The organism is Pseudomonas sp. AC255 (assembly GCF_979258175.1).
On record NZ_OZ409841.1, the window covers coordinates 1,086,479 to 1,111,228 of the forward strand.

Genomic DNA, 24,750 nt, shown 5'->3' on the forward strand with positions numbered 1-24,750 from the left:
CGAAGTTTAAACGGCAGAATGAATGCGCGCCATATCATTTGTGGTTTCGTGAAAACCGCGCGAATTAGAACTGGCGCCTTGTAGTGAGCGCATCGGCAGGTTTATTCCTGCGAGGTGGTACAGGGCTGTTTTTCCCATGCGAAAAAGCGTTGGTATTTGCCGAATATTGCACAGGTATTTGAACTGTTAATGGCCGGTCGACGCCGATAAGGTCGAGGCTTCAAATCGCAATAAAGGACTATTGCCATGCCCACCCAAGACAAGACAAATCCACAGATTCAGGCCCCGGTCCTGAGCACCTTGTACGACGCGACCGGTGACCTCGATACCGCTGAAAGCCTGGAAAAAAGCCTGCCGGCGCATCTGCTCACGGCTTCTGCGGCCACGCTGAACAAGCTGGACGAAATCAATCGTGAACTGCACACCCTGCAAGTCAAAGTCGACAAGGATCTGACCCGGCTCAAACCATTGCACAGCTTCTGCATCAGCGAACTTAACGCGGCGCTGAGCGAGAAATGGCCAGCGGTCTATGACGTGAGCGAGGATCTGCTCAGCCTGCCCGGCGTCGATTGTGGCTGCGATGTGAAGGCGACGGTTCAGGCCGATGTCGGCTTGGTCAGACACGCGACGCAAAGCCTGTTGCAGGCAGCCATGCAAAACTTCACCGCAGACGAGGAGCAGGCCGACGGTTTCCCCGCCGGCAGCCTGGTGCGCGTCAAGAGTGTGCCCGCTGGCGTGAAGGATCTGACGCCGGCAGCGTTTGCAACGATGTGCCGCAAGCTGGATCTGGGCAAGAAATACCAGGAGCATCTGCAGCAAGTGTTCGGTCTGCGTGAGGACTGCGGCAAAGTCGTGGCGACCAGTGCCATGACCCGCAATATCGCCGCATTGAAGCAATCGCTGCTGGAGCTGGACGCTCATCTTGCGGAGCTCAAGGGCGATATCACCGCAGCTGGTTTGCGCATGCTGCAGGATCTGATGCTGGCCGAAGGCGTCGCTTCGGCGCAGCACCTGCGCTACGGCAAAGACCCGATGATCATGCAGGGCATCAGAATCCTCGACAGCTGCGTTTGGGGCGTGGTGGTATTTTCCAAACGCTCCGTGGAACAACACCCTGAGGACGGATGCATGGTGTATATGCCCGGCGAGCCCGAGCGCGCCGTGTATGAGTACCCGAGTTTCAATGCGTTCAAGCGCTACCTCGCGCAACAACTCAAGAGCACGGAATATCAGGGGTATTTCGCCGGCAGCCTCGATGAAGATGACAAGGCTGACTTCTTCAAGGCGTTGGCTGAGAAACCCGATCTGGGCGTCGTCGAACAATGGCCGATCAATGTGGCGCTTTTTGATTTCATGGTGCAAAGCCATGTCGGCAAGTTGCAGATCGACGCGCGCAAACTGGCGGTGCCAACCGCTGATATCGATGAAGAGATCCGACAGAAACGCCTGTTGGATTTCGTTCAGCGCGGGGTGACTGTGGCATCGGTGGCGGGGCTGTTCGTGCCGGTCCTGGGGCAATTGATGATGGGCGTCGCGGTCGGGCAATTGCTCGGTGAAGTGTATGACGGCGTCGCGGACTGGCGTCGCGGTGATCATCAGGAAGCACTGTCACATCTGCTCAGTGTGGTAGAGAACATCGCATTGATGGGCGTTTTCGCCGGCGGTCAGAAGGTGCTGGGAACTGTGGGCAAAAAGCTGCTGCGCGCGCATCCGGAGTTCTTCGCGCAGTTCACCGCGATACTCGATCGGGCCGGCAAGCCACGCCTGTGGAAGTCCGATTTGAGCCCGTACGAGCATGCTTTGCCGGCCGGATTCACCATCGGTGCCGGTTCAAAGGAGTTCTACCAGATCGGCAACAAGACCATCGCCCGCTTCGAGCACCGCCTGTTGGCGGGCAACTTTGATATCGACACTCAGCACTGGCGCCTGGAACACCCCGCACGCGCACAAGCCTATGCTCCGGAATTGATCCGCCACGTCGAGGGCGGCTGGCGGTTCCCCGCTGAACAGCCCGAAGAATGGGGCAGCAGCGCCTACACGCTCAAGCGCATCGATCCGCAGTTGAGCGAATTTGCCGACAGCGACCTGGACATCCTTCGCCGGCTGAGCAACACCTCGCAGCAGACCTTGCTGGAGACCTTCAACGACAATCTGAGCCTGCCGGTACGCCTGCGCGATACCGTCGAGCGCGTGCGCATCGAGCGCCAGCTGCGTGAGTTGACCACGGAACTGGAAAACGGCGAGATCCACTCCGAGCAACCTCTTGAAGAACAGATGCACGCCTTGACGCAACTGCCGGGCTGGCCGACTGACCGATACCTTGAGGTCATCGGTCATGAAGGAGACGTCGAAACCACTTATCCTGCAAACAGCACGCTCGACGAAACCCTGGGAGTGCCGGTCACCCAAGGCCAGTTGGCACTCGGGCGCTTGCTGCAAACCGTCATCGATGGCCTCTACGAGCATGAAGTCGGGGCCTTGCTCGGCGGCAAAGTCGCGAAAAGCACGCAAGCCACTGGGCTGGCAAGAAAACTGGGTGCTGCGCTCAAATCCGATTACCGCGCGGCGTTCGAGCGGATGTACAAGCGCTATGACCACAGTGATGCGCAGGATCTGGGCAAATTACGCCAGGTCTTCGCCGACATTTCGGCGCGTGATGGTCAAAGGCTGATCGACCGCGCTTCGACTGTCGAGCGCCTGCACTTGCGCTCGACCGGGAGCGCGCCCTTGCGGTTGGGACAGCGGGCTCGGGCCGGCATTGCCGAGGTCAGGCTTGACCGGGCGCTGAGCGGGTTGCACTGGTCGTGGCTGGCCAATGCCGACACCGACAGGCTGGCCATGAAATTACTGCCGCGCCTCAGCGGCTGGAACGCGCAGCTGCGTCTGCAAGTCCGCGACAAGGCCTTGACCGGACCGATACTCGAAGACATCGGCGATGGGTCGGCGACCTCGGAAAATACCGGCTATCTGGTGAAGTCCACGCAGGGCTATGAGGCGTTTGGCGGCGACAAAAAATCCTTGGGCAAGGTGGCATCCGGCCCCGACGCTTTGTACATGGCCATCCTCAAGGCATTGCCGCCACGTCAGCGGACCGCACTCGGGTTTGCCGATACCGGACAGGTCAGTACGCAACAGTTACGCAAAAAGCTGCTCAACGTTGCCCTCGACGAACGCGAGGGCACTGCGCGGGCATTGCGCGGCGGCAGTACGGAATCACTTCCCGTCGAGCCGGCCTGCGTGCAAGGCGATCAGGTTCCCGCGACAGCTCATTCACGCACACTGCTGCGCAAAGCGCGCAGGCTTTATCCGCGTCTGAGCGAGCCGCAGCTCAGTCAATTGCTCGATGCACTGGGCGATGATCCGCTGAGCCGTGCGACCCGCATCAAAGCCCTGCGTCAGGACCTGCAAACCCTGCGTGACGCGCTGTTTGTCTGGAGTGAAGATGCCGCCGCGCTGCAAGCCATGGGGGGCGATCTGGCTGAAGCGCGGCACAGTCGGAAAATGGCCGCCGAGCTGATCGAAGAAGCGTTTCGACGCTTTCATTGGGCCACCAACGAAGAGGGAAAAACCTCTGTACCCTTGACCTTGACGGCATGCGCATCGGTAAGGTGCCGACGTTACCGTCGTCGGTGAGCTTCGACCATGTCGAGCAATTGTCGATGCGGAACATGGCGCTGGGGGATGATGTGGCGTACTTCCTCAAGTCCTTCAAACAGCTCGACTCGCTGGAACTGGGCAGCAACGCGATCACCCGGCTGCCTGAAATGTTGTCGCACATGCCGCGTCTGCAACGGCTGAGCCTGGCAAACAATCAGCTCAAGCTCACCGAGCAGACCCTGGCGAAGCTGAACAGGCTGAGCACTTTACGCTACCTGAATCTGGACAAGAATCCGTTGGGTGCCACCCCGGATTTCAGCCGAATGTCGCAACTGCGTCGCTTGTCGCTGAACGATACCGGCATCACCGAACTGCCAGAAGGCCTCGACCATTCTGCGCACATTGAACTGATGGATCTGAGCGCCAACAGCATCACGGAGCTGCCCGAGTGGTTGTTCGAGAAATCACGACGTTTCACCGGCGCACTCAAGCTTGGGCTGAACCCCTTTTCGGAAACGGCCAAAACGCATCTGGAGAACTATCGCGATAATTTCGGCGTTGGGATGGACTATGTCGCCGATGACATCGCACGGATGAACGAGCAAACGGCGCGCTCGCTCTGGTTGACGAAGGTCAGTGGCGAAGAGTGGGCAGAGCAGTCGCGCATCTGGGCGGCATTGCGCAGCGAGCGGACGGCCGAAGGCTTGTTCACTTTGCTGGCGCAACTGGGCGATACCGCAGACGGCAAACAGGGCAGCGCTGACATGCAGCGACGCGTCTGGGCGGTACTGAAGGCGGCGGAAGCTGACGAGCCGCTGGGCCGTCAACTGCTCGACATCGCGGCCGATCCGCTGCACTGCACCGATAACGCGGCGCTGGTTTTCAGCCGCCTTGAAGTCGCAGTGGAAGTCGAGCGGGTGAGCAGGGCTGCAAGCGGGAGCAGGGGCACTGCCAAGGCGCTGTTGGAACTGGGCCGCAGTCTGTTCCGGCTGGACAGGCTGGAAGAAATCGCCCGGGAGCATTCGCTCCGGGCGCCAAAGGTCGATGCGCTGGAAATGAACCTCGCTTACCGCATCGGTCTCACCGATGCGCTGGGACTGCGCGGTCAACCGAAAGATATGCTGTTCAGTGCCCAGAGTGGCGTGACGGCCGCTGATCTTGAGGTCGCAAAAAATCGCGTCTTCACCGCTGAACTCTCCCCGCAATGGCTGGAATACATGCAGGGGCGAACGTTCTGGCGTGACTATCTGCGACGCATATTTGTCCGCAAGTTTGCGCTGATCGATGACCTGTACGACCCGCAAATGAGCGCACTGTTCGACAAGAAGGACACGCTGCCCTCTGGCGATTATTTGAGTCAGAACCAGGCACTCAAGCTTGAAAAGGACCAGGCTGAAGACGTGCTGTTCAAGAGCCTGACGGAAGACGCGATACGGCTGATGGATCTGGGCATCTGCGAAATGCCCGATACGTGAAATTCACTTGCCGCGAATCAACTGCCGTAAGGCGAAACGATTGGGATGGCAGGCTTCGGCCACGCTGCGTGGCAACGGCAGCGGCTCGTTGTCCAGCCACGCGGCAAGCAGCTCGCCGGACAGCGGCGCGGTGATCAGCCCGCGAGAACCGTGGCCGCTGTTGACGTACAGACCATCGAGCCACGGGCAGGCGAGGTCCGGTACTTGCCGGGCGTCTTTGCTCAACGCTGCGTAGGTCTGATTGAAGGTTTGCAGATCAGCGAGCGGGCCGACAATCGGCAGGTAATCGGGGCTGGTGCAGCGGAAAGCTGCCCGGCCCTCAAGGTTCGCAAGTGGCTGCTCGCTGATGTTCAGGCGTGTCAGCAGGTCGCTGGAAATTTCTTCGAGCATCGCCAGATTGCCTTGGTGCTCGGCAGTCGTGGGCGTCAGATCGTCATTGTTGAAGTCGAAACTGGCGCCCAGGGTGTGCTCGCCCAGACGCGCCGGGGCGACGTAGCCCTCGGCGCACACCACGGTAGCCAGCGCATGACTTTCTGCAGTCTCGGCCAGACGCGTGATTTGGCCGCGAATGCGCTTGAGCGGTAGGTCGGCACTCTGGGCAAAACGTTTGATTTCGGCGGCTCCGGCCAGGATCACCACCGGCGCACTGGCGAGCAAACGTTCGCCGTCGAAGGCTTGCCACAGGTCTGCGACTTTGCGCAGTTCCAAAGCTTCGTGATGGCTGAGCAACTCAATGTTGGTGTGGGTCGCCTGGGCCTGACACAACGCCGGCGGATGCACCCAGCCGCCTTCGGGGTAGAACAAGCCGCCGTGGGCCACGCCGACACCGGCGCGGGCCTGGGCTTCAGGTTGCTCCAGCCACTGCAAAAGATCTTCCGGGAATGCCGCCGCCAGTTGCGCGTGGCGCTCGGCTTCCTTGGCGTTGAACGCCAGTTGCAGCACGCCGCAGTCATCCCAGTCGCTGCCGCGTTGCAGGCTTTCCAGCAGGCGCCGGGTGTAACCGAAGCCGCTGACGATCGACTGCGACAACGCCGTGCCATGGGCGGACAGCTTAAGATAGAGCACGCCTTGCGGGTTGCCCGAGGCTTCTTGCGCGACGGCCGTGTGACGCTCCAGCAGACTCACTTGCCAGCCGCGCGCCGCCAGGCTCGACGCTGTCGCGCAGCCAGCCAGGCCGGCGCCGATCACGATCGCCCGGCGTTCACCGCATAACGGAGCAGGGCGGGCGAACCAGGGTTTCGCCGGTATGGGCGCCGCCACCTCGGCGGGCCAGCCGAGAAACTCGCCACGCAGGATTTCCCACTTGTGGCCGATGCCCGGCGTGCGCTTCATCTTGAACCCGGCAGCGTTGAGCAGACGGCGGACCCAACCGGTGCTGGTGAAAGTGCTGATGGTCGAGCCCGGCGCAGCCAGCCGCGCCAGTTCGACGAACAGTTCAGCAGTCCACATGTCCGGATTTTTCGCCGGGGCGAAACCGTCGAGAAACCACGCGTCGATCTGTGCATCGAGTTGCGGCAGTTGCTCCAGCGCATCGCCGATCAGCAAGGTCAGCGTCACGCGGCCGTTGGCCAGAGTGATGCGTTGAAAGCCTTGATGAATCGCCACGTAATGCCTGAGCAACTGATCCGCCAACGGCATGAGTTCTGGCCACAGTGCCAAGGCTCGGCGCAGATCCGCAGGCGCCAGCGGGTACTTCTCGACGCTGACAAAATGCAAGCGCGCGCCGGCCACCGCGTGCTGTTCGAACAACTGCCAGGCACAGAGAAAATTCAACCCGGTGCCGAAACCGGTTTCGCCAATCACCAGACGTCCATCCGCCGGCAGCGCAGCGAAACGCTCGGCCAGACGGTTCTGTTCGAGAAACACGTAACGGGTTTCCTCCAGCCCCGACTGGTCGGAAAAATACACGTCATCGAACACCCGCGAACGTGGGCGTCCCTGGTCGTCCCAGTCGAGTTGGGCGTGGGGCATTTCGGCTTTCATGGCAGGCTCGGCAAACACAAGGCGGCCATTCTAGCCGATCGCGCGCGAGCTGCCTGATCCAGCACAAGACGGGATTTGGGCGTGTCAGGGAAAATTTCAAAGATCGCAGCCTTCGGCAGCTCCTACAGGGAAACGCATTGCAAATGTAGGAGCTGCCGAAGGCTGCGATCTGTTCAGGTGCTGTAATCATCCGCTAGTCTTGCTGAACCCTGGAAGGAGCCGTCCCATGTTTGAATCCGCTGAAATCGGTCACGCCATCGACAAAGACACTTACGAGGCGGCCGTCCCTGCGCTGCGTGAAGCCTTGCTGGAAGCGCAGTTCGAGTTGCAGCAGCAGAAGCGCTTTCCGGTGATCATCCTGATCAACGGCATCGAAGGGGCGGGCAAGGGCGAGACGGTCAAGCTGCTCAATGAATGGATGGACCCGCGCCTGATCGAAGTGCGCACCTTCGACCAGCAGACCGATGAAGAACTGGCGCGGCCACCGGCCTGGCGCTACTGGCGGATGCTGCCGGCCAAGGGGCGGATGGGCGTGTTCTTCGGCAACTGGTACAGCCAGATGCTCCAGGGCCGGGTGCATGGGCTGTTCAAGGATCCGCGTCTGGACCAGGCCATCGCCGGCGCTGAGCGTCTGGAGAAAATGCTCTGCGATGAAGGCGCGTTGATCTTCAAGTTCTGGTTTCACCTGTCCAAGAAGCAGATGAAGGCGCGGCTCAAATCACTGGCCGACGATCCGCTGCACAGTTGGCGCATCAGTCCGCTGGACTGGCAGCAATCGCAGACCTACGACAAGTTCGTCAAATACGGCGAGCGGGTGCTGCGCCGCACCAGCCGCGATTACGCGCCGTGGCATGTCATCGAAGGCGTCGATGCCAATTACCGCAGCCTGGCGGTGGGCAAGATTCTCCTCGAAGGTCTGCAAAACGCGCTCAAGCGTGCCGACGTCAATCCTCACGAAGTCAGTGCCGCGCCGCTGGGTACGCCGGTCGATCAGTTGAACCTGCTCGACAGCCTCGACCTGACGCAGCGTCTGGACAAGAAAGACTATGAAGAACAACTGATCACCGAGCAGGCGCGCCTGTCCGGGCTGATGCGCGACAAACGAATGCGTCGCCATGCGCTGATCGCGGTGTTCGAGGGTAACGACGCGGCGGGCAAGGGCGGGGCGATTCGCCGCGTGGCAGCGGCGCTCGATCCGCGTCAGTACAGCATCGTCCCGATTGCCGCACCGACCGAAGAAGAGCGCGCACAACCGTATCTGTGGCGGTTCTGGCGACACCTCCCGGCGCGGGGCAAATTCACCGTGTTCGACCGCTCCTGGTACGGACGGGTGCTGGTCGAGCGGATCGAGGGCTTCTGCACCCCGGCCGACTGGCTGCGCGCCTACGGCGAAATCAATGACTTCGAAGAGCAACTGGCCGATGCCGGCGTCATCGTGGTCAAGTTCTGGCTGGCGATCGACAAGGACACGCAGATGGAGCGCTTTCAGGAGCGCGAGGAGATTTCCTTCAAGCGCTTCAAAATCACCGAGGACGACTGGCGCAATCGGGAAAAGTGGGACGACTATCGCCGGGCGGTCGGCGACATGGTCGATCGCACCAGCACAGAGATCGCGCCGTGGACGCTGGTCGAGGCTAACGATAAACGCTGGGCACGGGTGAAAGTGTTGCGCACGATCAACCGCGCGCTGGAAGACGCGTTCGAGAAATCCGACAAGAAGGCCAAAAAGCACAAGGACTGAAGCGATGGCCGCGCATACGCCGGGTGAATGATCCTCGCGGTCGGCAAGAAGGTGGACTTATGCTCAGGTCCACTCTCAACCGACAACAACAATGAGGTATGCCATGCGTGAAGTGGTGATCGTCGACAGCGTGCGGACCGGCCTGGCCAAATCCTTTCGCGGCAAGTTCAACCAGACCCGCCCCGATGACATGGCGGCCCACTGCGTCAATGCCCTGCTGACCCGCAACGATATCGACCCGGCCAGCGTCGAGGACTGCATCGTCGGCGCCGGCTCCAACGAGGGCGCGCAGGGCTACAACATCGGCCGCAACGTCGCGGTACTGTCGCGCCTGGGTACCGGCACTGCCGGCATGACCCTCAACCGTTTCTGCTCGTCGGGTTTGCAGGCGATCGCGATTGCCGCCAACCAGATCGCCTCCGGTTGCAGCGACATCATCGTCGCCGGCGGCGTCGAGTCGATCAGCCTGACCCTGAAGAGCGTCAACACCGATCACCTGATCAACCCGCTGCTCAAGCAACAGACTCCCGGCATCTACTACACCATGGGCCAGACCGCCGAAGTGGTGGCACGACGTTATGGTGTCAGTCGTGAGGCGCAGGATCGCTATGCGCTGCAAAGCCAGATCCGTACCGCGCAGGCCCAGGCTGCCGGTCTGTTCGACGATGAAATCGTGCCGATGGCGGTGAAATATCGGGTCGAGGACAAGAACAGCGGTGAAGTGCAGATTGTCGACGGCGTCGTCGAGCGCGACGACTGCAACCGCCCGGACACCACCTACGAAAGCCTTGCCGGACTGAAACCGGTGTTCGCCGACGACGGTTCGGTAACGGCGGGCAATTCCTCGCAGCTGTCCGACGGTGCCTCGATGACACTGGTGATGAGTCTGGACAAAGCGCTGGAGCTGGGGCTCAAACCGAAAGCGTTTTTCCGTGGCTTCACCGTCGCCGGCTGCGAGCCGGACGAAATGGGCATCGGCCCGGTGTTCTCGGTGCCGAAACTGCTCAAGGCGAAGGGCTTGCAGGTAGCGGATATCGATCTGTGGGAATTGAACGAGGCGTTTGCTTCGCAGTGCCTGTACAGCCGCGACCGGCTGGAGATCGACAACGACAAATACAACGTCAATGGCGGCTCGATTTCCATCGGCCACCCGTTCGGCATGACCGGCTCGCGTCAGGTCGGGCATTTGATCCGGGAATTGCAGCGGCGCAACCTGCGTTACGGCATCGTCACCATGTGTGTGGGCGGCGGCATGGGAGCGAGCGGGTTGTTTGAGGCGGTGCGCTGAATCCTCCGTTCGTTGTCGTCGGTCAGATCGCCATCGCTGGCAAGCCAGCTCCCACAGGTTTTGTATATGTCAAAAATCCTGTGGGAGCTGGCTTGCCAGCGATGGGATCAACACGGTTAGCCCTTGGAACCCTGCCGCTGCATCCGCGCTACATAAGCCTGAATCTCCCGCTCGATCACCTGACCGTCAAACGGCCCCTCAAGGGTATTTTCCCGGGTGCTGAAATACAGCTCGCCATTGACCCGGCACACGCGGTCGCTGCGAAAACGGGTGGCGGGGGCGCTGTCCTCGGCGCGCATGGCGTACATGTCGGTCTCCCTGATCAATGCGTTGAAAAGTCTGCAATCAGCTTATGCCTGAAGCACTTGGCGCGCCTGCCCGGCCGATCAACGGCGGCGCGCCGGTTTACTGCTGCGACCTGCACAGTTTCATTCGCGGCCTGGCGGCAACTGTCCCTGTGTTGTGCGCAGCCGGACGCCTAGAATGAGTGTCCTTGTCAGCAGGCTTCTGAGGTTCGCATGCACATTTCATCGGGGCGCTGGGTGTACGGACTGTTCCTGGCGCTGCTGACCGCGTTTCTGTGGGGCATCCTGCCGATCAAGCTCAAACAGGTGTTGCTGGTGATGGACCCGGTCACGGTGACCTGGTTTCGTCTGATGGTTTCCGGCGGCTGCCTTTTCATTTATCTGGCTTCGGTCAAGCGCCTGCCAAGTCGCAAGGTGCTCGGGCCGAAGGGCGGCTGGCTGGTGCTGATGGCGGTACTGGGGCTGGTCGGCAATTACGTGCTGTACCTGATGGGCCTCAACCTGCTCAGCCCCGGCACCGCGCAATTGGTGGTGCAAATGGGTCCGATCATGCTGCTGATCGCCAGTCTGTTCGTGTTCAAGGAGCGCTTCAGCATTGGCCAGGGCATCGGCTTGCTGGTGTTGCTGATCGGCTTCGGCCTGTTCTTCAATCAGCGCCTGGCCGAGCTGCTGACTTCGCTGTCCGATTACACCGCCGGCGTGTTGTTGGTGCTACTGGCGTCGACGGTGTGGACCTTTTATGCGCTGGGCCAGAAGCAATTGCTCACGGTGTGGAATTCGTTGCAGGTGATGATGGTGATCTACCTGTTCTGCGCGCTGTTGCTGACGCCGTGGGTACATCCGCTGGAAGCGCTCAACCTGAGCCCGTGGCAGGGCTGGCTGTTGCTGGCGTGCTGCATGAACACCTTGATCGCTTACGGCGCATTCGCCGAAGCGCTGGCGCACTGGGAAGCCTCGCGAGTCAGTGCGACGCTGGCGATCACGCCGCTGGTGACATTTGTTGCGGTGGCGATTGCGGCGCGGATCTGGCCGGACTATGTGCATGCCGAGCAGATCAATGCGCTGGGCTATGGCGGGGCGGTGCTGGTGGTGCTGGGTTCGGCGCTGGTGGCGTTGGGGCCATCGTTGATTGCCGGGCTCAGGGCGCGGCGGGCCAGGGTTGTGCCAGGCTGACGATCGGCGGCGCCTGTATTCGCGAGCAGGCTCGCTCCCACTTTGCAATGCAATTTTCCTGTGGGAGCGAGCCTGCTCGCGAAGACGGACTTTCAGGCGCTACATGACTCAGCCCTTGGCCCCGGCCTCGATCATGTTCTCCGGGCGCACCCAGGCATCGAACTCTTCATCAGTCAGATAACCCAGCTGCAACGCAGCCTCACGCAAAGTCAGCCCTTCGCTGTAAGCCTTCTTGGCGATCTCCGCCGACTTGTCATAACCGATGTGCGGGTTCAGCGCGGTCACCAGCATCAACCCACGTTCCAGATGCTTGGCCATGACCTCGGCATCCGGTTCGAGCCCAGCGATGCAGTGCTGCTGGAAGTTGCTGCAGCCATCACCAAGCAAACGGATCGATTGCAGCAGATTGTGAATGATCACCGGTTTGAACACGTTCAACTGCAAGTGCCCCTGACTGGCGGCAAATCCGATCGCCACGTCGTTGCCGAGCACCTGGCAGGCGAGCATCGACAGCGCTTCGCATTGGGTCGGGTTGACCTTGCCGGGCATGATCGAGCTGCCCGGTTCGTTGGCCGGCAGCTTCACTTCAGCAAAACCTGCGCGAGGACCTGAGCCCAGCAGACGCAAGTCGTTGGCGATTTTCATCAAGGCCACGGCGAGGGTTTTCAGTGCGCCGGACAGGGTCACCAGCGGCTCATGGCCGGCCAGTGCAGCGAACTTGTTCGGCGCGGTGACGAACGGCAAGCCGGACAGCGCGGCCAGCTCGGCGGCAATCGCCTCGCCGAAGCCGTGCGGCGAATTCAGCCCGGTGCCGACCGCAGTGCCGCCCTGCGCCAGTTCGCAGACCGCCGGCAGCGCGGCGCGAATGGCGCGCTCGGCGTAATCCAGTTGCGCGATGAAGCCGGACAATTCCTGACCGAAGGTGATTGGCGTCGCGTCCATCATGTGCGTGCGCCCGGTCTTCACCAGTTTCATGTGCCGCGCCGCCAGTTCGGCAAGGCCGCCGGACAGCTCGGCAATCGCCGGCAGCAGTTGTTCCTGCACCGCTTTGGCGGTGGCGATGCTCATGGCGGTGGGGAAGCAGTCGTTGGAACTTTGCGAGCGATTGACGTGATCGTTCGGGTGCACCGGCGACTTGCCGCCGCGCGGGTTGCCGGCCAGTTCGTTGGCGCGACCGGCGATCACCTCGTTGACGTTCATGTTGCTCTGGGTGCCGCTGCCGGTCTGCCAGACCACCAGCGGGAACTGCTCGTCATGCTCGCCGGCGAGGACTTCATCGGCGGCCTGTTCGATCAGGCGAGCGATGTCCGCCGGCAGGTCGCCGTTGCGGTCGTTGACCCGCGCGGCGGCTTTCTTGATCAGCGCCAAGGCATGCAGCACCGGTAGCGGCATGCGTTCCTGACCAATGGCGAAGTTGATCAGCGAGCGTTGCGTCTGAGCACCCCAGTAAGCGTCGTCCGGGACCTCGATCTGGCCCAGGCTGTCGGTTTCGATACGGCTCATCGTGCACACTCCTGTTGGTCTGTTGGCGCAATTTAGGCCGGCATCGGCCCGGGTGGTTCCATCGGCTCGATTGTTGACCGCAAAACCCCGCCAATCAAGCGCGGCAAGGGCCGGGGGTTGAGCCATAGCGATTGTTAGGCGCAGAATGGTCGCCCTTGGGGTTCGACCTCGCTTTGCTTAAAGGAAACTCGATGACTCGTCTTCGCGCCATCTGTACCGCGGTTGCACTGGTTTGCGCCAGCGGCCAGGTGCTTGCCGATACCGCCAGCCACAACGCCAGTGCCGAAGCTTTCCTGACGCTGGCTCACGCTGACAAGCTGGGTACCCCGGTGTACATGCAAGTGCAGCAAATGTTCGCCCAGCGCTTTGAACAGACCAAAGCCCCTGAGTCGAAGAAAGCCGTGCTCGAAACCTACCAGGCCAAGGCCAACGCCGCGCTGGACCAGGCCATCGGCTGGAACAAGCTCAAGCCCGACATGGTCAAGCTCTACACCAGCAACTTCAGCGAATCCGAGCTGAAGGATCTGGTTGCCTTCTACCAGTCGCCACTGGGCAAGAAAGTCCTGGAAAAAATGCCGCAGCTGACCCAGCAGTCGGCGCAGATGACCCAGGGCAAACTGGAAAGCGCGGTGCCTGTGGTCAACAAGCTGCTCGACGACATGACCAAAGAGCTGACCCCGGCCGCGGCGCCAGCCAAGAAGAAGTAAGCGGAGTTCGTGATGACCATGCAACAACGCATCGAATCGACGCTGGCTCTGTTACAGCCTGAGCACCTGCAAGTGCTGGACGAAAGCCACATGCACAGTCGCGGGTCACAGACCCACTACAAGGCGGTGGTGGTCAGCGCGCAGTTCGAGGGCCTGAACCGGGTCAAGCGCCACCAGAAAGTCTACGGCACGCTCGGGGAGCTGATGGGCGAGTTCCATGCGTTGGCGCTGCACACCTACACCCCGCAGGAATGGGCAGAGATCGACGGCGCTCCGGCGTCGCCGACCTGTGCCGGCGGTAGCAAACATTAAGATCAAAGATCGCAGCCTTCGGCAGCTCCTACAGGGCACAGCCGCAGGCGGTGATGTTTTTGCTAGAATCCGCAACGCGCCGCTTAGCCGGCGCGTTTTTTATTGAATCCGGTTCACCCTTTGCGAGGGTAGCCACCTGGAGAAATACCCATGACACAACCGATTGTCGTGGCGGCACTGTACAAGTTCGTCACCCTCGAAGATTACGTTGACCTGCGCGAGCCACTGCTGCAAGCGATGGTCGACAACGGCATCAAAGGCACTCTGCTGATCGCCGAAGAAGGCATCAACGGCACGGTTTCCGGCAGCCGCGAAGGCATTGACGGTCTGCTCGCCTGGCTCAAGAACGATCCGCGCATGGTCGACATTGACCACAAGGAATCGTACTGCGACGAACAGCCGTTCTATCGCACCAAGGTCAAGCTGAAGAAAGAGATCGTCACCCTCGGCGTCGAGGGCGTCGACCCGAACAAAAAGGTCGGCACTTACGTCGAGCCGCAAGACTGGAACGCGCTGATCAGCGACCCGGAAGTGCTGCTGATCGACACGCGCAACGATTACGAAGTGTCGATCGGTACCTTCGAAGGCGCCATCGATCCGAAAACCACCAGTTTTCGCGAGTTTCCCGACTACATCAAAGAACACTTCGACCCGGCCGTGCACAAGAAGGTCGCGATGTTCTGCACCGGCGGCATTCGCTGCGAGAAAGCCTCGAGCTACATGCTCGGCGAGGGTTTCGAAGAGGTTTACCACCTCAAGGGCGGCATCCTGAAGTACCTCGAAGAGGTGCCGCAGGAAGAAACCAAATGGCGCGGCGACTGCTTCGTCTTCGACAACCGCGTCACCGTGCGTCACGACCTGACGGAAGGCGACTACGATCAATGTCATGCCTGCCGCACGCCGGTCAGCGTTGAAGATCGCGCCTCCGAGCACTACGTCGCCGGCATCAGTTGCCCGCATTGCTGGGACAAGCTCAGCGAGAAGACCCGGCGCAGCGCCATCGATCGGCAAAAGCAGATCGAACTGGCCAAGGCACGCAATCAGCCGCACCCGATCGGCTACAACTATAAGCAAGCATCTTCCGAGGCTTAGTCATGTCTGCGCGCCTGCTCTATGTGATGGATCCGATGTGTTCATGGTGCTGGGGTTTGCTCCGGTGGCCAAGGCACTGGTCGAGCAGGCGCAGGCAGCCGGAGTCGAGCTGCATCTGGTGGTCGGCGGCTTGCGCACCGGCAGCGGTTCGGCGCTGGAGCCGACCACGCGGCGCTACATTCTCGAGCACTGGCAAGCGGTCACCGAGGCCACCGGCCAGCCGTTCAAGTTCGACGGCGCGTTGCCTGACGGTTTTGTCTACGACACCGAGCCTGCCTGTCGCGCCATTGTCACCGCGCGCAGTCTGGCGCCGGATTGCGCGTGGACATTGGTCGGGCTGATCCAGCAGGCGTTTTACGCCGAAGGTCGCGATGTCACCCAGGCCAGCGTGCTGGTCGAGTTGGCGGAGCAGGCCGGCGTGCCGCGTATCGAATTCGCGGCGTTGTTCGATCATGCCGATCAGCACAAGGCGACCCAGGCCGATTTCACTTGGGTGCAGGACTTGGGCATCGCCGGTTTTCCGACCCTGCTGGCCGAGCGCAACGGGCAACTGGCGCTGCTCACCAACGGTTATCAACCGCTCAGCGAGCTGTCGCCGTTGCTCGGCCGCTGGCTGGAGCGCGCGGCCTGTGTCTGACCGCGCCGATGACACGCCAGCCGTAGAGCGTGTCGACCGGCTGAGCTGGGCTGAAGTCCGGCGTCTGGCACTGCATCACAAAAATCCCTGTGGATCGCCAACGGCGTGGCCGTGCTGGCGACGCTGTGCAGCGTGCCGATCCCGTTGCTGCTGCCGTTGCTGGTCGACGAAGTGCTGCTCGGCCACGGCGATGCCGCACTGAAAGTCATGAATCATTTTCTGCCAAGCATGTGGCAGCAGGCGGCGGGTTATATCGGCCTGATGCTGGTGGTGACCCTGACCTTGCGTTGCAGCGCCCTGTGTTTTGGCGTGTTGCAGTCGCGGCTGTTTGCGCGCCTGGCCAAGGACATCGTCTACCGCATTCGCGTACGCCTGATCGAGCGGCTCAAGCGCATTTCCCTTGGTGAATACGAGAGCCTCGGCAGCGGCACAGTGACCACGCACCTGGTCACCGATCTGGATACCCTCGACAAATTCGTCGGCGAAACCCTCAGCCGCTTCCTCGTCGCCATGCTGACCCTGGTCGGCACCGCCAGCATCCTCATGTGGATGCACTGGAAGCTGGCGCTGCTGATTCTGCTGTTCAACCCGTTGGTGATCTACGCCACGGTGCAGCTCGGCAAACGCGTCAAACACCTGAAAAAACTCGAGAACGACAGCACCTCGCGCTTCACTCAGGCGCTGAGCGAAACTCTCGATGCGATTCAGGAAGTGCGCGCCGGCAATCGTCAGGGCTATTTCCTCGGGCGCCTCGGTGTGCGCGCGCAGGAAGTACGCAACTACGCAGTCAACTCGCAGTGGAAAACCGACGCCTCGAACCGCGCCAGTGGTTTGCTGTTCCAGTTCGGCATCGACATCTTCCGCGCGGCGGCGATGCTCACCGTGCTGTTTTCCGACCTGTCGATCGGGCAGATGCTCGCGGTGTTCAGCTACTTGTGGTTCATGATCGGCCCGGTTGAACAGCTGCTCAATCTGCAATACGCCTACTACGCGGCGGGCGGTGCGCTGACGCGGATCAATGAACTGCTGGCGCGTGCCGACGAGCCGCAGTATCCCGGCGGCGTCGATCCGTTCAAGGGGCGCGACACCGTCGGCATCGAGGTGCAAGGCCTGAGTTTCGGTTACAGCGACGAGCTGGTGCTGGATCAGATGAACCTGTCGATCCTGCCCGGCGAAAAAGTCGCGATTGTCGGGGCGAGCGGCGGCGGCAAAAGCACCTTGGTGCAGTTGCTGCTGGGTCTGTACACGCCAGCGGCCGGGACCATCCGCTTCGGCGGATCGACCCAGCAGGAGATTGGCCTGGAGACGGTACGCGAGAACGTCGCGGTGGTGCTGCAGCATCCGGCGCTGTTCAACGACAGCGTGCGCGCCAACCTGACCATGGGCCGCATGCGTAGCGACGAAGCCTGCTGGCAGGCGCTGGAAATCGCGCAAATGGCCGCGACCATCCGCGCGCTGCCCGATGGCCTCGATAGCATCGTCGGGCGTTCCGGCGTGCGTTTGTCCGGCGGCCAGCGCCAGCGTCTGGCGATTGCGCGGATGATTCTCGCCGAGCCGAAAGTGGTGATTCTCGACGAAGCCACCTCGGCCCTCGACGCTGCCACCGAGTACAACCTGCACCAGGCGATGGCGAAGTTTCTCCATGGCCGCACCACGCTGATCATTGCCCATCGCCTGTCGGCGGTGAAGCAGGCCGACCGCGTACTGGTGTTCGACGGCGGGCAGATCGCCGAGGACGGCGACCATCGCCAACTGATCGCCGACGGCGGTCTGTACGCCAAGCTCTACGGCAACTTGCAACAGCACTGATCGAAACCCTTGCCGACCTGTCAGAGGTTCTGCGCGCGGTGTAACGCCGCGCCTTGCCTTGAACGAGAACCCCACCTAGTCTCGTCATAGCGAATTCGCCCGGAAGGCGAGCGGGCAGTGCTCATGCAAGGAATCTCATGAAGCAAAAGCAGACTCTGGGAACACCACGGTTGTTGGGTATCGTCTGGCCCTTTATTGCTGTCGTGGTGTTCCAGGCATTACTGGGGGGCGTGAGCCTTTACGTGCTTTCGGCCGTGCGAGGCTACGTCGCTGGCGAAAGCCTGTGGTCCAAGGGCCAGAAAGACGCCATCTATTACCTCAACCTCTACGCCGACAGCCGCGACGAGGCGATCTACCGCAAATACCTGACGGCGATCGCCGTTCCCCAGGGCGGGCACCAATTGCGCCTGGCACTGGATCGTCAGCCGCCGGATCTGCAAGCGGCGCGCGAAGGCATTCTCAAGGGCGGTAATCATCCAGAAGATGTCTCCAGCGTCATCTGGCTGTACCTCAATTTCCGCCACTACAGTTATCTGGAAACCGCGATCGATCGCTGGACGATTGGCGATGCCTATCTCGACCGATTGCACGAAGTCGCGCAGGAGATGCACCAAGGCATTGCGCAGAACCAGGCCAGCCCGGGCGATGTGCAGCGCTGGAAGTTACAGATCTTCGCCATCAACGATGCAGTCACCCCAGCGGCCAAGGCTTTCAGCGATGCCTTGGGCGAAGGCTCGCGGGTGATCATGCGCCTGCTGTTGTTCACCAACCTGGCCACCGCGCTGGGTCTGATCGCGCTGGCGCTGTGGCGCACGCACAAACTGCTCAGGCAACGGCATGAATTTGCCCAGGCGCTGCAACTGGAGAAGGATCGCGCGCACATCACCTTGCAATCGATTGGCGATGGCGTGATCACCACCGACGTCAACGGCGCGATCGATTACATGAACCCCGCCGCCGAGGCCATGACGCACTGGAAGGCCGAGCAGGCGGCGGGGCTGCCGTTGTCGGCGCTGTTCAACCTGCTCGACGATAACGCCCAGACCGAAGGGCTGACGTTGATCGAGCACATTCTCAGTGGCCAGCTCAGCGGCGGCAGCGAACATTCCAAGCTGATCCAGCGGCTGGACGGCAGCACCCTGTCGGTGACCTTGGTCGGAGCGCCGATCCGCAATGCCGGCAACGTCAGCGGCACAGTGCTGGTGCTGCACGACATGACTCAGGAGCGGCAATACATCGCCAACCTGTCCTGGCAGGCGACCCACGATGCGCTGACCGGTCTGGCGAACCGCCGCGAATTCGAATATCGCCTCGAACAGGCCTTGCACAACCTGACGCGCCAGCCCGGCCGGCATGCCCTGATGTTCCTCGATCTGGACCAGTTCAAACTGGTCAACGACACCTGTGGTCATGCGGCGGGCGATGAGTTGCTGCGGCATATCTGCACGCTGCTGCAATCAGACCTGCGCGAGGGCGATACCCTGGCGCGACTGGGCGGCGACGAATTCGGGATTTTGCTCGAGAACTGCCCGCCGGACATTGCCGAGAAGATTGCCGAAAGCCTGCGTCAGACCGTGCAGAATCTGCATTTTGTCTGGAAAGGACGGCCGTTCCTGACCACCGTCAGTATTGGCCTGGTACATGTCGCGCAGAATCCGACCACCCTGGAAGCCTCCCTGCGTGCGGCGGACATGGCTTGCTACATGGCCAAGGAAAAGGGCCGCAACCGCGTGCAGGTCTATCATGCGGACGACTCCGAACTGTCCATGCGCTTCGGTGAAATGGCTTGGGTGCAAAGGCTGCACATGGCGCTGGAAGAAAACCGCTTCTGCCTTTATGCCCAGCAGATCGCGCCGCTCAAGCCGCAACCCGGCCAGGCCGGACACATCGAAATTCTCCTGCGCCTGCATGATGAATCCGGACGAATGATTTTGCCTGACAGCTTTATTCCGGCGGCGGAGCGTTATGGTTTGATGACTCAGTTAGATCGCTGGGTAGTTCAAAACGTTTTCAAGGTTATTGCCCAGTGTATTGAACAGGAACATGAACTTCCTTTGGCAATGTGTGCGATTAATCTGTCAGGCATTACTATAGGAGATGACGCGTTTTTGCACTTCCTGCGGGAACAGTTTGTTAACTACGCTATACCGCCTGAAATGATTTGTTTTGAAATTACCGAAACCAGTGCAATTGCAAATCTTGGCAGTGCAATTCGTTTTATCAATGAACTCAAAGGCTTAGGTTGTCACTTTTCTCTGGATGACTTTTGTGCCGGAATGTCTTCATTCGCTTACTTGAAACATTTGCCTGTAGACTTCCTGAAGATCGACGGGAGTTTCGTAAAGGATATGCTGGACGACCCGATTAATCGGGCAATGGTCGAAGTGATCAATCACATCGGTCATGTTATGGGTAAGCAGACAATTGCCGAGTTTGTTGAAACTAACCAGATCGAACAGGCGTTGCTTGAAATAGGTGTGGATTACGCTCAGGGGTATGTCATCGAGCGTCCGCAGTTGTTTACCTGTGACAGTTTGCAAAGTCGTCCTGCCAGACCGCAGCCGTTGTTGTTCAAAGCGCCTGGCACGTTCCGTTGAAGTCTCTCGCCGATCCTTGCCATCACAACTCAAAAGGAGCCGAACAGTGATCGACACATTCAACCGAACCGGACCCCTCATGGAAGCTGCAAGTTATCCTGCCTGGGCGCAACAGCTCATCAAGGATTGCAGCGAGAGCAAGCGCCGGGTTGTCGAACATGAACTTTATCAGCGCATGCGTGACAACAGACTCAGCGCGAAAACCATGCGCCAGTACCTGATCGGTGGCTGGCCGGTGGTCGAGCAGTTTGCCTTGTACATGGCGCAGAACCTGACCAAGACCCGCTTTGCCCGCCATCCCGGCGAAGACATGGCGCGGCGCTGGCTGATGCGCAACATCCGCGTCGAACTCAATCACGCCGACTACTGGATGCACTGGAGTCGCGCCCATGGCGTCAGTCTCGAAGATCTCCAGGCCCAGCAAGTGCCGCCGGAGCTGCATGCTCTGAGTCACTGGTGCTGGCACACCAGCTCGGCGGATTCGCTGATCGTGGCGATTGCCGCGACCAACTATGCGATCGAAGGGGCGACCGGGGAGTGGTCAGCGGTGGTCTGCTCGACCGGGGTCTACGCGGCGGCGTTTCCGGAAGAAGATCGCAAGCGCGCGATGAAGTGGTTGAAGATGCATGCCCAGTACGACGATGCCCATCCGTGGGAAGCGCTGGAAATCATCTGCACCCTGGCCGGCATGAACCCGAGCAAGGCTTTGCAGGCGGAATTGCGGCAGGCGATCTGCAAGAGTTATGACTACATGTACCTTTTCCTGGAGCGGTGCATGCAGCTTGAAACTTCGGAACGCTTGCTGGTCACCCGCGAGCGCCGGACCGTAACCGAAAGCTGATTGAACTGTGGGAGCGAGCCTGCTCGCGAAAGCGGTGGGTCATGCAACGAATCGTTGTCTGACACTCCCTCTTCGCGAGCAGGCTCGCTCCCACAATGATTTTTAGCCGGCCATCGCCAGCCGGTTCCGCCCCTCGCGCTTTGCGACATATAACGCACTGTCGGCCCGGCGCAGCAAGCTGTCTGCCGACTCGCCCGGCAACAACGTCGAGCATCCCAGGCTCACGGTGATCTCGATCAACTGGCCATCGGCAAAATATTCCTCTGACTGCGTCGCCTGGCGCAAACGCTCGCCAACCATCGCCGCCGCTTCGCGACCGGTGTTGGACAGCAGGATCAGAAACTCTTCGCCGCCATAACGGAACACCATGTCGACGTTGCGCAGTTGCGCCTTGATCGACGCGGCAATGGCTCTGAGCACGTCATCACCGGCGCCATGCCCGTGGTCATCATTGACCCGTTTGAAGTGGTCGATGTCGAGCATCAGCACCGACAGCGGTTGCGCATGACGGCGCGACATGTCGATCTCGCGCTGCAAGGTCTGCTCCATGGCTACCCGGTTGCCAGCACCGGTCAACGGGTCGCGCAAGGCACTCTGGGTCGCGGCGCGATAGAGCAGGGCGTTGCGCATCGGGTACAGCAGGCAGGACAGCAGCGACTCGAGGTCGCCCTGTTCCTTGTCGTTGAAACGCTGATTGCGGCGGAAGACCAGCTCGCCCATGTGCTCGCCTTCGTGGCTCAGGGTGTAGCTGACCGAGTGGTGGCCGCGTGTGCCGAACTCAAGGCGCAAGTCACTGGCCTGATGCACATAGCTCAGCGCGTCCAGCGGCACCAGGCGTTGAATTTCGCGAAAGAACAGGCCAAGGATGCGCTGTGGCTCAAGGCTGGTTTGCAGTTGCAGGCTCATTTGCTGACGCAGTTGCGCCAGGCTGGTCGGGCGCTCGATCAGCGCCGGTAGTTGACCGAAGCCCAGGCGCTGCAATTTGGCACTGTCAAAGTCAATTGCATGGGTCTGGGAAGGAGATTTCATATGGCGTGAGCCCCTAAGCAGTAAGTCTGTCTTACAGGCTGGGTGAGAGCGGCTATGGGCTGCGCGTCGTACTGATCCATCAGTCCCGTAGGACGTTTGGCGTAAGTTTAGTCTGCCGCAAGACGATCAGTCAGCTATCGAAATCGGCGTTTGCCCCATGGCCATCACACGGCATGTTTTGAGGGAATTTAGAGCGAAAGGCGTGCCATTCGGTTCGATTTTATTTAAAGCTTTTCGAATCAATGACTTGCTGGCGAATGCCAAGCAGTCGCGCTGGGTTATTGGCGGCTTTGTGACGGTTATGAGCGGCAATGGCTTGCCGCGACAGCATTCTGCCGCGGCAACAAATGCGACGTATGGCGTTATTGGGCGTTGAACGCCTGGCCATTAACGCCTGCGCTGTCGGGGCCCATCAGGTACAGATAGACCGGCATGATCTCTTCCGGTGTCGGGTTGTTCAGCGGATTTTCCCCCGGATACGCCTGCGCGCGCATGCTGGTGCGCGTGCCGCCCGGGTTGATGCTGTTGGAGCGTACCGGCGCAACGCCTTCCACTTCATCGGCCAGGGTTTGCATCAGGCCCTCGGTGGCAAATTTCGACACACCGTAAGCGCCCCAGTACGCGCGACCCTTGCGCCCGACGCTGCTCGAGGTGAACACCACCGAAGCATCTTGCGAGAGCTTGAGCAGCGGCAGCAGGGTGCTGGTCAGCATGAACATCGCGTTGACGTTGACCTGCATGACCCGCATGAAGTTTTCGCCGGACAGTTGCTCGATCGGCGTGCGCGGGCCAATGATCGAAGCGTTGTGCAGCAGGCCGTCAAGATGGCCGAACTCGGTTTCGATCATCGCCGCCAGCTCATCGTACTGATGGGGCAGGGCGGTCTCGAGGTTGAACGGGATCACCGCTGGTTGCGGATGACCGGCAGCCTCGATTTCGTCGTAGACCTCCGTCAGATTGGCTTCGGTCTTGCCCAGCAGCAGCACAGTGGCGCCGTGTGCGGCATAGGTCTTCGCCGCAGCCGCGCCGATGCCACGCCCGGCTCCGGTGACCAGAATGACCCGATCCTTGAGCAATTCAGGGCGAGCGGTGTAATCAAACATAAAAACCTCATAGTCCATTTCATGAAGACCTGCTTCACCCAGTGGCGAGGGGATTTATCCCCGTTCGGCGGCGAAGCCGTCGCAAAACCTGTGTGTCACATCGTCTGGACAAAAGCGGGGGCCGCTTCGCAGCCCGGCGGGGATAAATCCCCTCGCCACACAGGGAATTTGCAACAGTCAGGTCAGCAGCTGCACAGCGCGCTGTCGAGCACCTTGCGCAACTCCAGCGGGTGATCTACCACAACGTCCGCGCCCCAGTGCCGTGGGTTGTCGTCCGGGTGGATATAGCCGTAAGTCACCGCAGCGGTCTTGGTCCCGGCATCGCGGCCCGATTCGATATCGCGCAGATCATCGCCGATAAACAGCACGGTCGACGGATCCAGATCAAGCATCTTGCAGGCGAGGATCAGCGGCTCCGGATCCGGCTTGCTGTTCTTCACATGATCCGGGCAGATCAGCAGCGCCGAACGCTCGGCCAGCCCCAGACGCTGCATGATCGGCTCGGCGAAACGCAACGGTTTGTTGGTGACCACGCCCCAGATCAGGTTGGCCTTTTCGATGTCAGCGAGCAGTTCGCCCATGCCGTCGAACAGCTTGCTGTGCACTGCGCAGCCGACCAGATAGCGCTCGAGAAACTCCAGACGCAGCTCCTCAAAGCCCGGCGATTCCGGATCCATCGAGAACGTCACCGCGACCATGGCCTTGGCGCCGCCGGAAATTTCGTCGCGGATATGCTTGTCGTTGATCGGCGGCAGACCGCGATCGGCGCGCATCGCCTGGCAGATGGCGATGAAGTCCGGCGCGGTGTCGAGCAGGGTGCCGTCCATGTCGAAAAGTACCGCTCTGATGGCCATCGGCTTATTCCTCGCGCAGGGTCTGGATCATGTAGTTGACGTCAACGTCGTTGGCCAGCTTGTAGTGCTTGGTCAGCGGGTTGTAGGTCAGGCCGATGATGTCCTTGACGGTCAGGCCAGCCATGCGGCTCCACGCGCCGAGCTCGGAGGGGCGGATGAATTTCTTGAAGTCGTGGGTGCCGCGCGGCAGCAGCTTCATAATGTATTCGGCGCCGATGATCGCGAACAGATACGCCTTCGGGTTGCGGTTGATGGTCGAGAAGAACACCTGGCCGCCCGGCTTGACGATGCGGAAACAGGCGCGGATCACCGACGATGGATCCGGCACGTGCTCGAGCATTTCCAGGCAGGTGACCACGTCGAACTGCTCGGGCATTTCGTCGGCGAGGGCTTCGGCGGTGATCTGCCGGTATTCGACGCTGACCCCGGATTCCAGCTGATGCAGTTGTGCGACCGCCAGCGGCGCTTCGCCCATGTCGATGCCCATCACGGTGGCGCCGCGCTGAGCCATGGCTTCGCTGAGGATGCCGCCGCCGCAACCGACGTCGAGGACTTTCTTGCCGGCCAGATTGACTCGTTCGTCGATCCAGTTGACCCGCAGCGGGTTGATGTCGTGCAGCGGCTTGAATTCGCTTTCACGGTCCCACCAGCGATGGGCAAGGGCCTCGAATTTGGCGATTTCGGCGTGGTCGACGTTGCTCATG

The 24,750-nt window shown here is 60.8% G+C and carries 18 protein-coding genes and 2 pseudogenes; 13 read left to right on the forward strand and 7 right to left on the reverse strand.

Features of this window, described 5'->3' with window-relative positions:
- Window positions 1-246 precede the first annotated feature (246 nt).
- Window positions 247-3,633 carry a dermonecrotic toxin domain-containing protein gene (locus ACZZ0K_RS05135; RefSeq protein ID WP_463558999.1) on the forward strand — a complete coding sequence of 1,129 codons (3,387 nt, stop codon included), beginning with the start codon at window positions 247-249 and terminating at the stop codon, window positions 3,631-3,633.
- The gene (locus ACZZ0K_RS05140; protein WP_463559000.1) at window positions 3,594-5,072 is read left to right on the forward strand and encodes an NEL-type E3 ubiquitin ligase domain-containing protein; all 1,479 of its coding nucleotides are present in this window, start codon (window positions 3,594-3,596) and stop codon (window positions 5,070-5,072) included. Before ACZZ0K_RS05135 ends, ACZZ0K_RS05140 begins: the two co-directional genes overlap by 40 nt.
- Before the next feature lie 3 nt (window positions 5,073-5,075).
- Here ACZZ0K_RS05140 and mnmC read toward each other — a convergent pair whose 3' ends face one another.
- The gene (gene mnmC, locus ACZZ0K_RS05145) at window positions 5,076-7,055 is read right to left on the reverse strand and encodes a bifunctional tRNA (5-methylaminomethyl-2-thiouridine)(34)-methyltransferase MnmC2/FAD-dependent 5-carboxymethylaminomethyl-2-thiouridine(34) oxidoreductase MnmC1 (protein WP_258707050.1); all 1,980 of its coding nucleotides are present in this window, start codon (window positions 7,053-7,055) and stop codon (window positions 5,076-5,078) included.
- Window positions 7,056-7,281: 226 nt separating this feature from the next.
- Here mnmC and pap point away from each other — a divergent pair, with 226 nt between their 5' ends.
- Together pap and ACZZ0K_RS05155 are read left to right on the forward strand one after the other, a co-directional pair.
- Window positions 7,282-8,796, forward strand: a complete 1,515-nt coding sequence (gene pap, locus ACZZ0K_RS05150) for a polyphosphate:AMP phosphotransferase (RefSeq protein WP_041478254.1) — start codon at window positions 7,282-7,284, stop codon at window positions 8,794-8,796.
- 103 nt (window positions 8,797-8,899) lie between these two features.
- Window positions 8,900-10,084 (forward strand): thiolase family protein, encoded by a 1,185-nt coding sequence (locus tag ACZZ0K_RS05155; protein ID WP_016770940.1) that lies wholly within the window; start codon window positions 8,900-8,902, stop codon window positions 10,082-10,084.
- 116 nt (window positions 10,085-10,200) lie between these two features.
- Here the strand turns inward: ACZZ0K_RS05155 and ACZZ0K_RS05160 are convergent, their stop codons facing one another.
- Window positions 10,201-10,392: a DUF6316 family protein gene (locus ACZZ0K_RS05160; protein ID WP_252878679.1), complete on the reverse strand. Its 192-nt coding sequence runs from the start codon at window positions 10,390-10,392 to the stop codon at window positions 10,201-10,203.
- A 210-nt stretch (window positions 10,393-10,602) separates the two neighbouring features.
- On the opposite strand from ACZZ0K_RS05160, the gene ACZZ0K_RS05165 reads away from it, so the two are divergent.
- Window positions 10,603-11,562 carry a DMT family transporter gene (locus ACZZ0K_RS05165; protein WP_252878678.1) on the forward strand — a complete coding sequence of 320 codons (960 nt, stop codon included), beginning with the start codon at window positions 10,603-10,605 and terminating at the stop codon, window positions 11,560-11,562.
- A gap of 108 nt (window positions 11,563-11,670) precedes the next feature.
- Here the strand turns inward: ACZZ0K_RS05165 and ACZZ0K_RS05170 are convergent, their stop codons facing one another.
- Entirely contained in the window at window positions 11,671-13,065 is a 1,395-nt protein-coding gene (locus tag ACZZ0K_RS05170) for a class II fumarate hydratase (protein ID WP_016770937.1), read from the reverse strand.
- Between the two features lie 191 nt (window positions 13,066-13,256).
- On the opposite strand from ACZZ0K_RS05170, the gene ACZZ0K_RS05175 reads away from it, so the two are divergent.
- From ACZZ0K_RS05175 to ACZZ0K_RS05205, 7 genes and pseudogenes are all read left to right on the forward strand, one after another.
- Window positions 13,257-13,772, forward strand: a complete 516-nt coding sequence (locus tag ACZZ0K_RS05175; protein WP_016770936.1) for a DUF2059 domain-containing protein — start codon at window positions 13,257-13,259, stop codon at window positions 13,770-13,772.
- 12 nt (window positions 13,773-13,784) lie between these two features.
- Window positions 13,785-14,084: a BolA family protein gene (locus tag ACZZ0K_RS05180; protein ID WP_016770935.1), complete on the forward strand. Its 300-nt coding sequence runs from the start codon at window positions 13,785-13,787 to the stop codon at window positions 14,082-14,084.
- A gap of 150 nt (window positions 14,085-14,234) precedes the next feature.
- Window positions 14,235-15,176, forward strand: a complete 942-nt coding sequence (trhO, locus tag ACZZ0K_RS05185; protein ID WP_041478261.1) for an oxygen-dependent tRNA uridine(34) hydroxylase TrhO — start codon at window positions 14,235-14,237, stop codon at window positions 15,174-15,176.
- A 35-nt stretch (window positions 15,177-15,211) separates the two neighbouring features.
- Window positions 15,212-15,813, forward strand: a pseudogene (locus ACZZ0K_RS05190) (DsbA family protein).
- Window positions 15,806-17,622, forward strand: a pseudogene (locus ACZZ0K_RS05195) (ABC transporter ATP-binding protein). Before ACZZ0K_RS05190 ends, ACZZ0K_RS05195 begins: the two co-directional pseudogenes overlap by 8 nt.
- A 137-nt stretch (window positions 17,623-17,759) precedes the next feature.
- Window positions 17,760-20,219 carry an EAL domain-containing protein gene (locus ACZZ0K_RS05200; protein WP_258707047.1) on the forward strand — a complete coding sequence of 820 codons (2,460 nt, stop codon included), beginning with the start codon at window positions 17,760-17,762 and terminating at the stop codon, window positions 20,217-20,219.
- Between the two features lie 79 nt (window positions 20,220-20,298).
- Entirely contained in the window at window positions 20,299-21,060 is a 762-nt protein-coding gene (locus ACZZ0K_RS05205; protein WP_374046289.1) for a TenA family transcriptional regulator, read from the forward strand.
- A 102-nt stretch (window positions 21,061-21,162) separates the two neighbouring features.
- Here ACZZ0K_RS05205 and ACZZ0K_RS05210 read toward each other — a convergent pair whose 3' ends face one another.
- The gene (locus ACZZ0K_RS05210) at window positions 21,163-22,089 is read right to left on the reverse strand and encodes a GGDEF domain-containing protein (protein ID WP_041478268.1); all 927 of its coding nucleotides are present in this window, start codon (window positions 22,087-22,089) and stop codon (window positions 21,163-21,165) included.
- Window positions 22,090-22,246: 157 nt separating this feature from the next.
- On the opposite strand from ACZZ0K_RS05210, the gene ACZZ0K_RS05215 reads away from it, so the two are divergent.
- Window positions 22,247-22,465, forward strand: coding sequence for a hypothetical protein (locus tag ACZZ0K_RS05215; protein ID WP_463559001.1), 219 nt, complete (start codon window positions 22,247-22,249; stop codon window positions 22,463-22,465).
- Here ACZZ0K_RS05215 and ACZZ0K_RS05220 read toward each other — a convergent pair.
- From ACZZ0K_RS05220 to ubiG, 3 genes are all read right to left on the reverse strand, one after another.
- Window positions 22,452-23,192 carry a YciK family oxidoreductase gene (locus ACZZ0K_RS05220; protein ID WP_024013876.1) on the reverse strand — a complete coding sequence of 247 codons (741 nt, stop codon included), beginning with the start codon at window positions 23,190-23,192 and terminating at the stop codon, window positions 22,452-22,454. The two genes, ACZZ0K_RS05215 and ACZZ0K_RS05220, sit on opposite strands and share 14 nt — an antisense overlap.
- 182 nt (window positions 23,193-23,374) lie before the next feature.
- A complete protein-coding gene (mupP, locus tag ACZZ0K_RS05225; protein WP_041478269.1) occupies window positions 23,375-24,046 on the reverse strand; it encodes an N-acetylmuramic acid 6-phosphate phosphatase MupP in 672 nt (223 codons plus the stop codon).
- A 4-nt stretch (window positions 24,047-24,050) separates the two neighbouring features.
- Window positions 24,051-24,749, reverse strand: a complete 699-nt coding sequence (gene ubiG, locus ACZZ0K_RS05230) for a bifunctional 2-polyprenyl-6-hydroxyphenol methylase/3-demethylubiquinol 3-O-methyltransferase UbiG (protein ID WP_258707046.1) — start codon at window positions 24,747-24,749, stop codon at window positions 24,051-24,053.
- Window position 24,750 lies beyond the last annotated feature (1 nt).

Bases quoted from the DNA above. Each gene is read 5' to 3' on its own strand.
- ACZZ0K_RS05135 (WP_463558999.1), top strand. From the start codon at position 247: ATGCCCACCCAAGACAAGACAAATCCACAGATTCAGGCCCCGGTCCTG.
- ACZZ0K_RS05140 (WP_463559000.1), top strand. From the start codon at position 3,594: ATGCGCATCGGTAAGGTGCCGACGTTACCGTCGTCGGTGAGCTTCGAC.
- mnmC (WP_258707050.1), bottom strand. From the start codon at position 7,055: ATGAAAGCCGAAATGCCCCACGCCCAACTCGACTGGGACGACCAGGGA.
- pap (WP_041478254.1), top strand. From the start codon at position 7,282: ATGTTTGAATCCGCTGAAATCGGTCACGCCATCGACAAAGACACTTAC.
- ACZZ0K_RS05155 (WP_016770940.1), top strand. From the start codon at position 8,900: ATGCGTGAAGTGGTGATCGTCGACAGCGTGCGGACCGGCCTGGCCAAA.
- ACZZ0K_RS05160 (WP_252878679.1), bottom strand. From the start codon at position 10,392: ATGTACGCCATGCGCGCCGAGGACAGCGCCCCCGCCACCCGTTTTCGC.
- ACZZ0K_RS05165 (WP_252878678.1), top strand. From the start codon at position 10,603: ATGCACATTTCATCGGGGCGCTGGGTGTACGGACTGTTCCTGGCGCTG.
- ACZZ0K_RS05170 (WP_016770937.1), bottom strand. From the start codon at position 13,065: ATGAGCCGTATCGAAACCGACAGCCTGGGCCAGATCGAGGTCCCGGAC.
- ACZZ0K_RS05175 (WP_016770936.1), top strand. From the start codon at position 13,257: ATGACTCGTCTTCGCGCCATCTGTACCGCGGTTGCACTGGTTTGCGCC.
- ACZZ0K_RS05180 (WP_016770935.1), top strand. From the start codon at position 13,785: ATGACCATGCAACAACGCATCGAATCGACGCTGGCTCTGTTACAGCCT.
- trhO (WP_041478261.1), top strand. From the start codon at position 14,235: ATGACACAACCGATTGTCGTGGCGGCACTGTACAAGTTCGTCACCCTC.
- ACZZ0K_RS05200 (WP_258707047.1), top strand. From the start codon at position 17,760: ATGAAGCAAAAGCAGACTCTGGGAACACCACGGTTGTTGGGTATCGTC.
- ACZZ0K_RS05205 (WP_374046289.1), top strand. From the start codon at position 20,299: ATGGAAGCTGCAAGTTATCCTGCCTGGGCGCAACAGCTCATCAAGGAT.
- ACZZ0K_RS05210 (WP_041478268.1), bottom strand. From the start codon at position 22,089: ATGAAATCTCCTTCCCAGACCCATGCAATTGACTTTGACAGTGCCAAA.
- ACZZ0K_RS05215 (WP_463559001.1), top strand. From the start codon at position 22,247: ATGGCCATCACACGGCATGTTTTGAGGGAATTTAGAGCGAAAGGCGTG.
- ACZZ0K_RS05220 (WP_024013876.1), bottom strand. From the start codon at position 23,192: ATGTTTGATTACACCGCTCGCCCTGAATTGCTCAAGGATCGGGTCATT.
- mupP (WP_041478269.1), bottom strand. From the start codon at position 24,046: ATGGCCATCAGAGCGGTACTTTTCGACATGGACGGCACCCTGCTCGAC.
- ubiG (WP_258707046.1), bottom strand. From the start codon at position 24,749: ATGAGCAACGTCGACCACGCCGAAATCGCCAAATTCGAGGCCCTTGCC.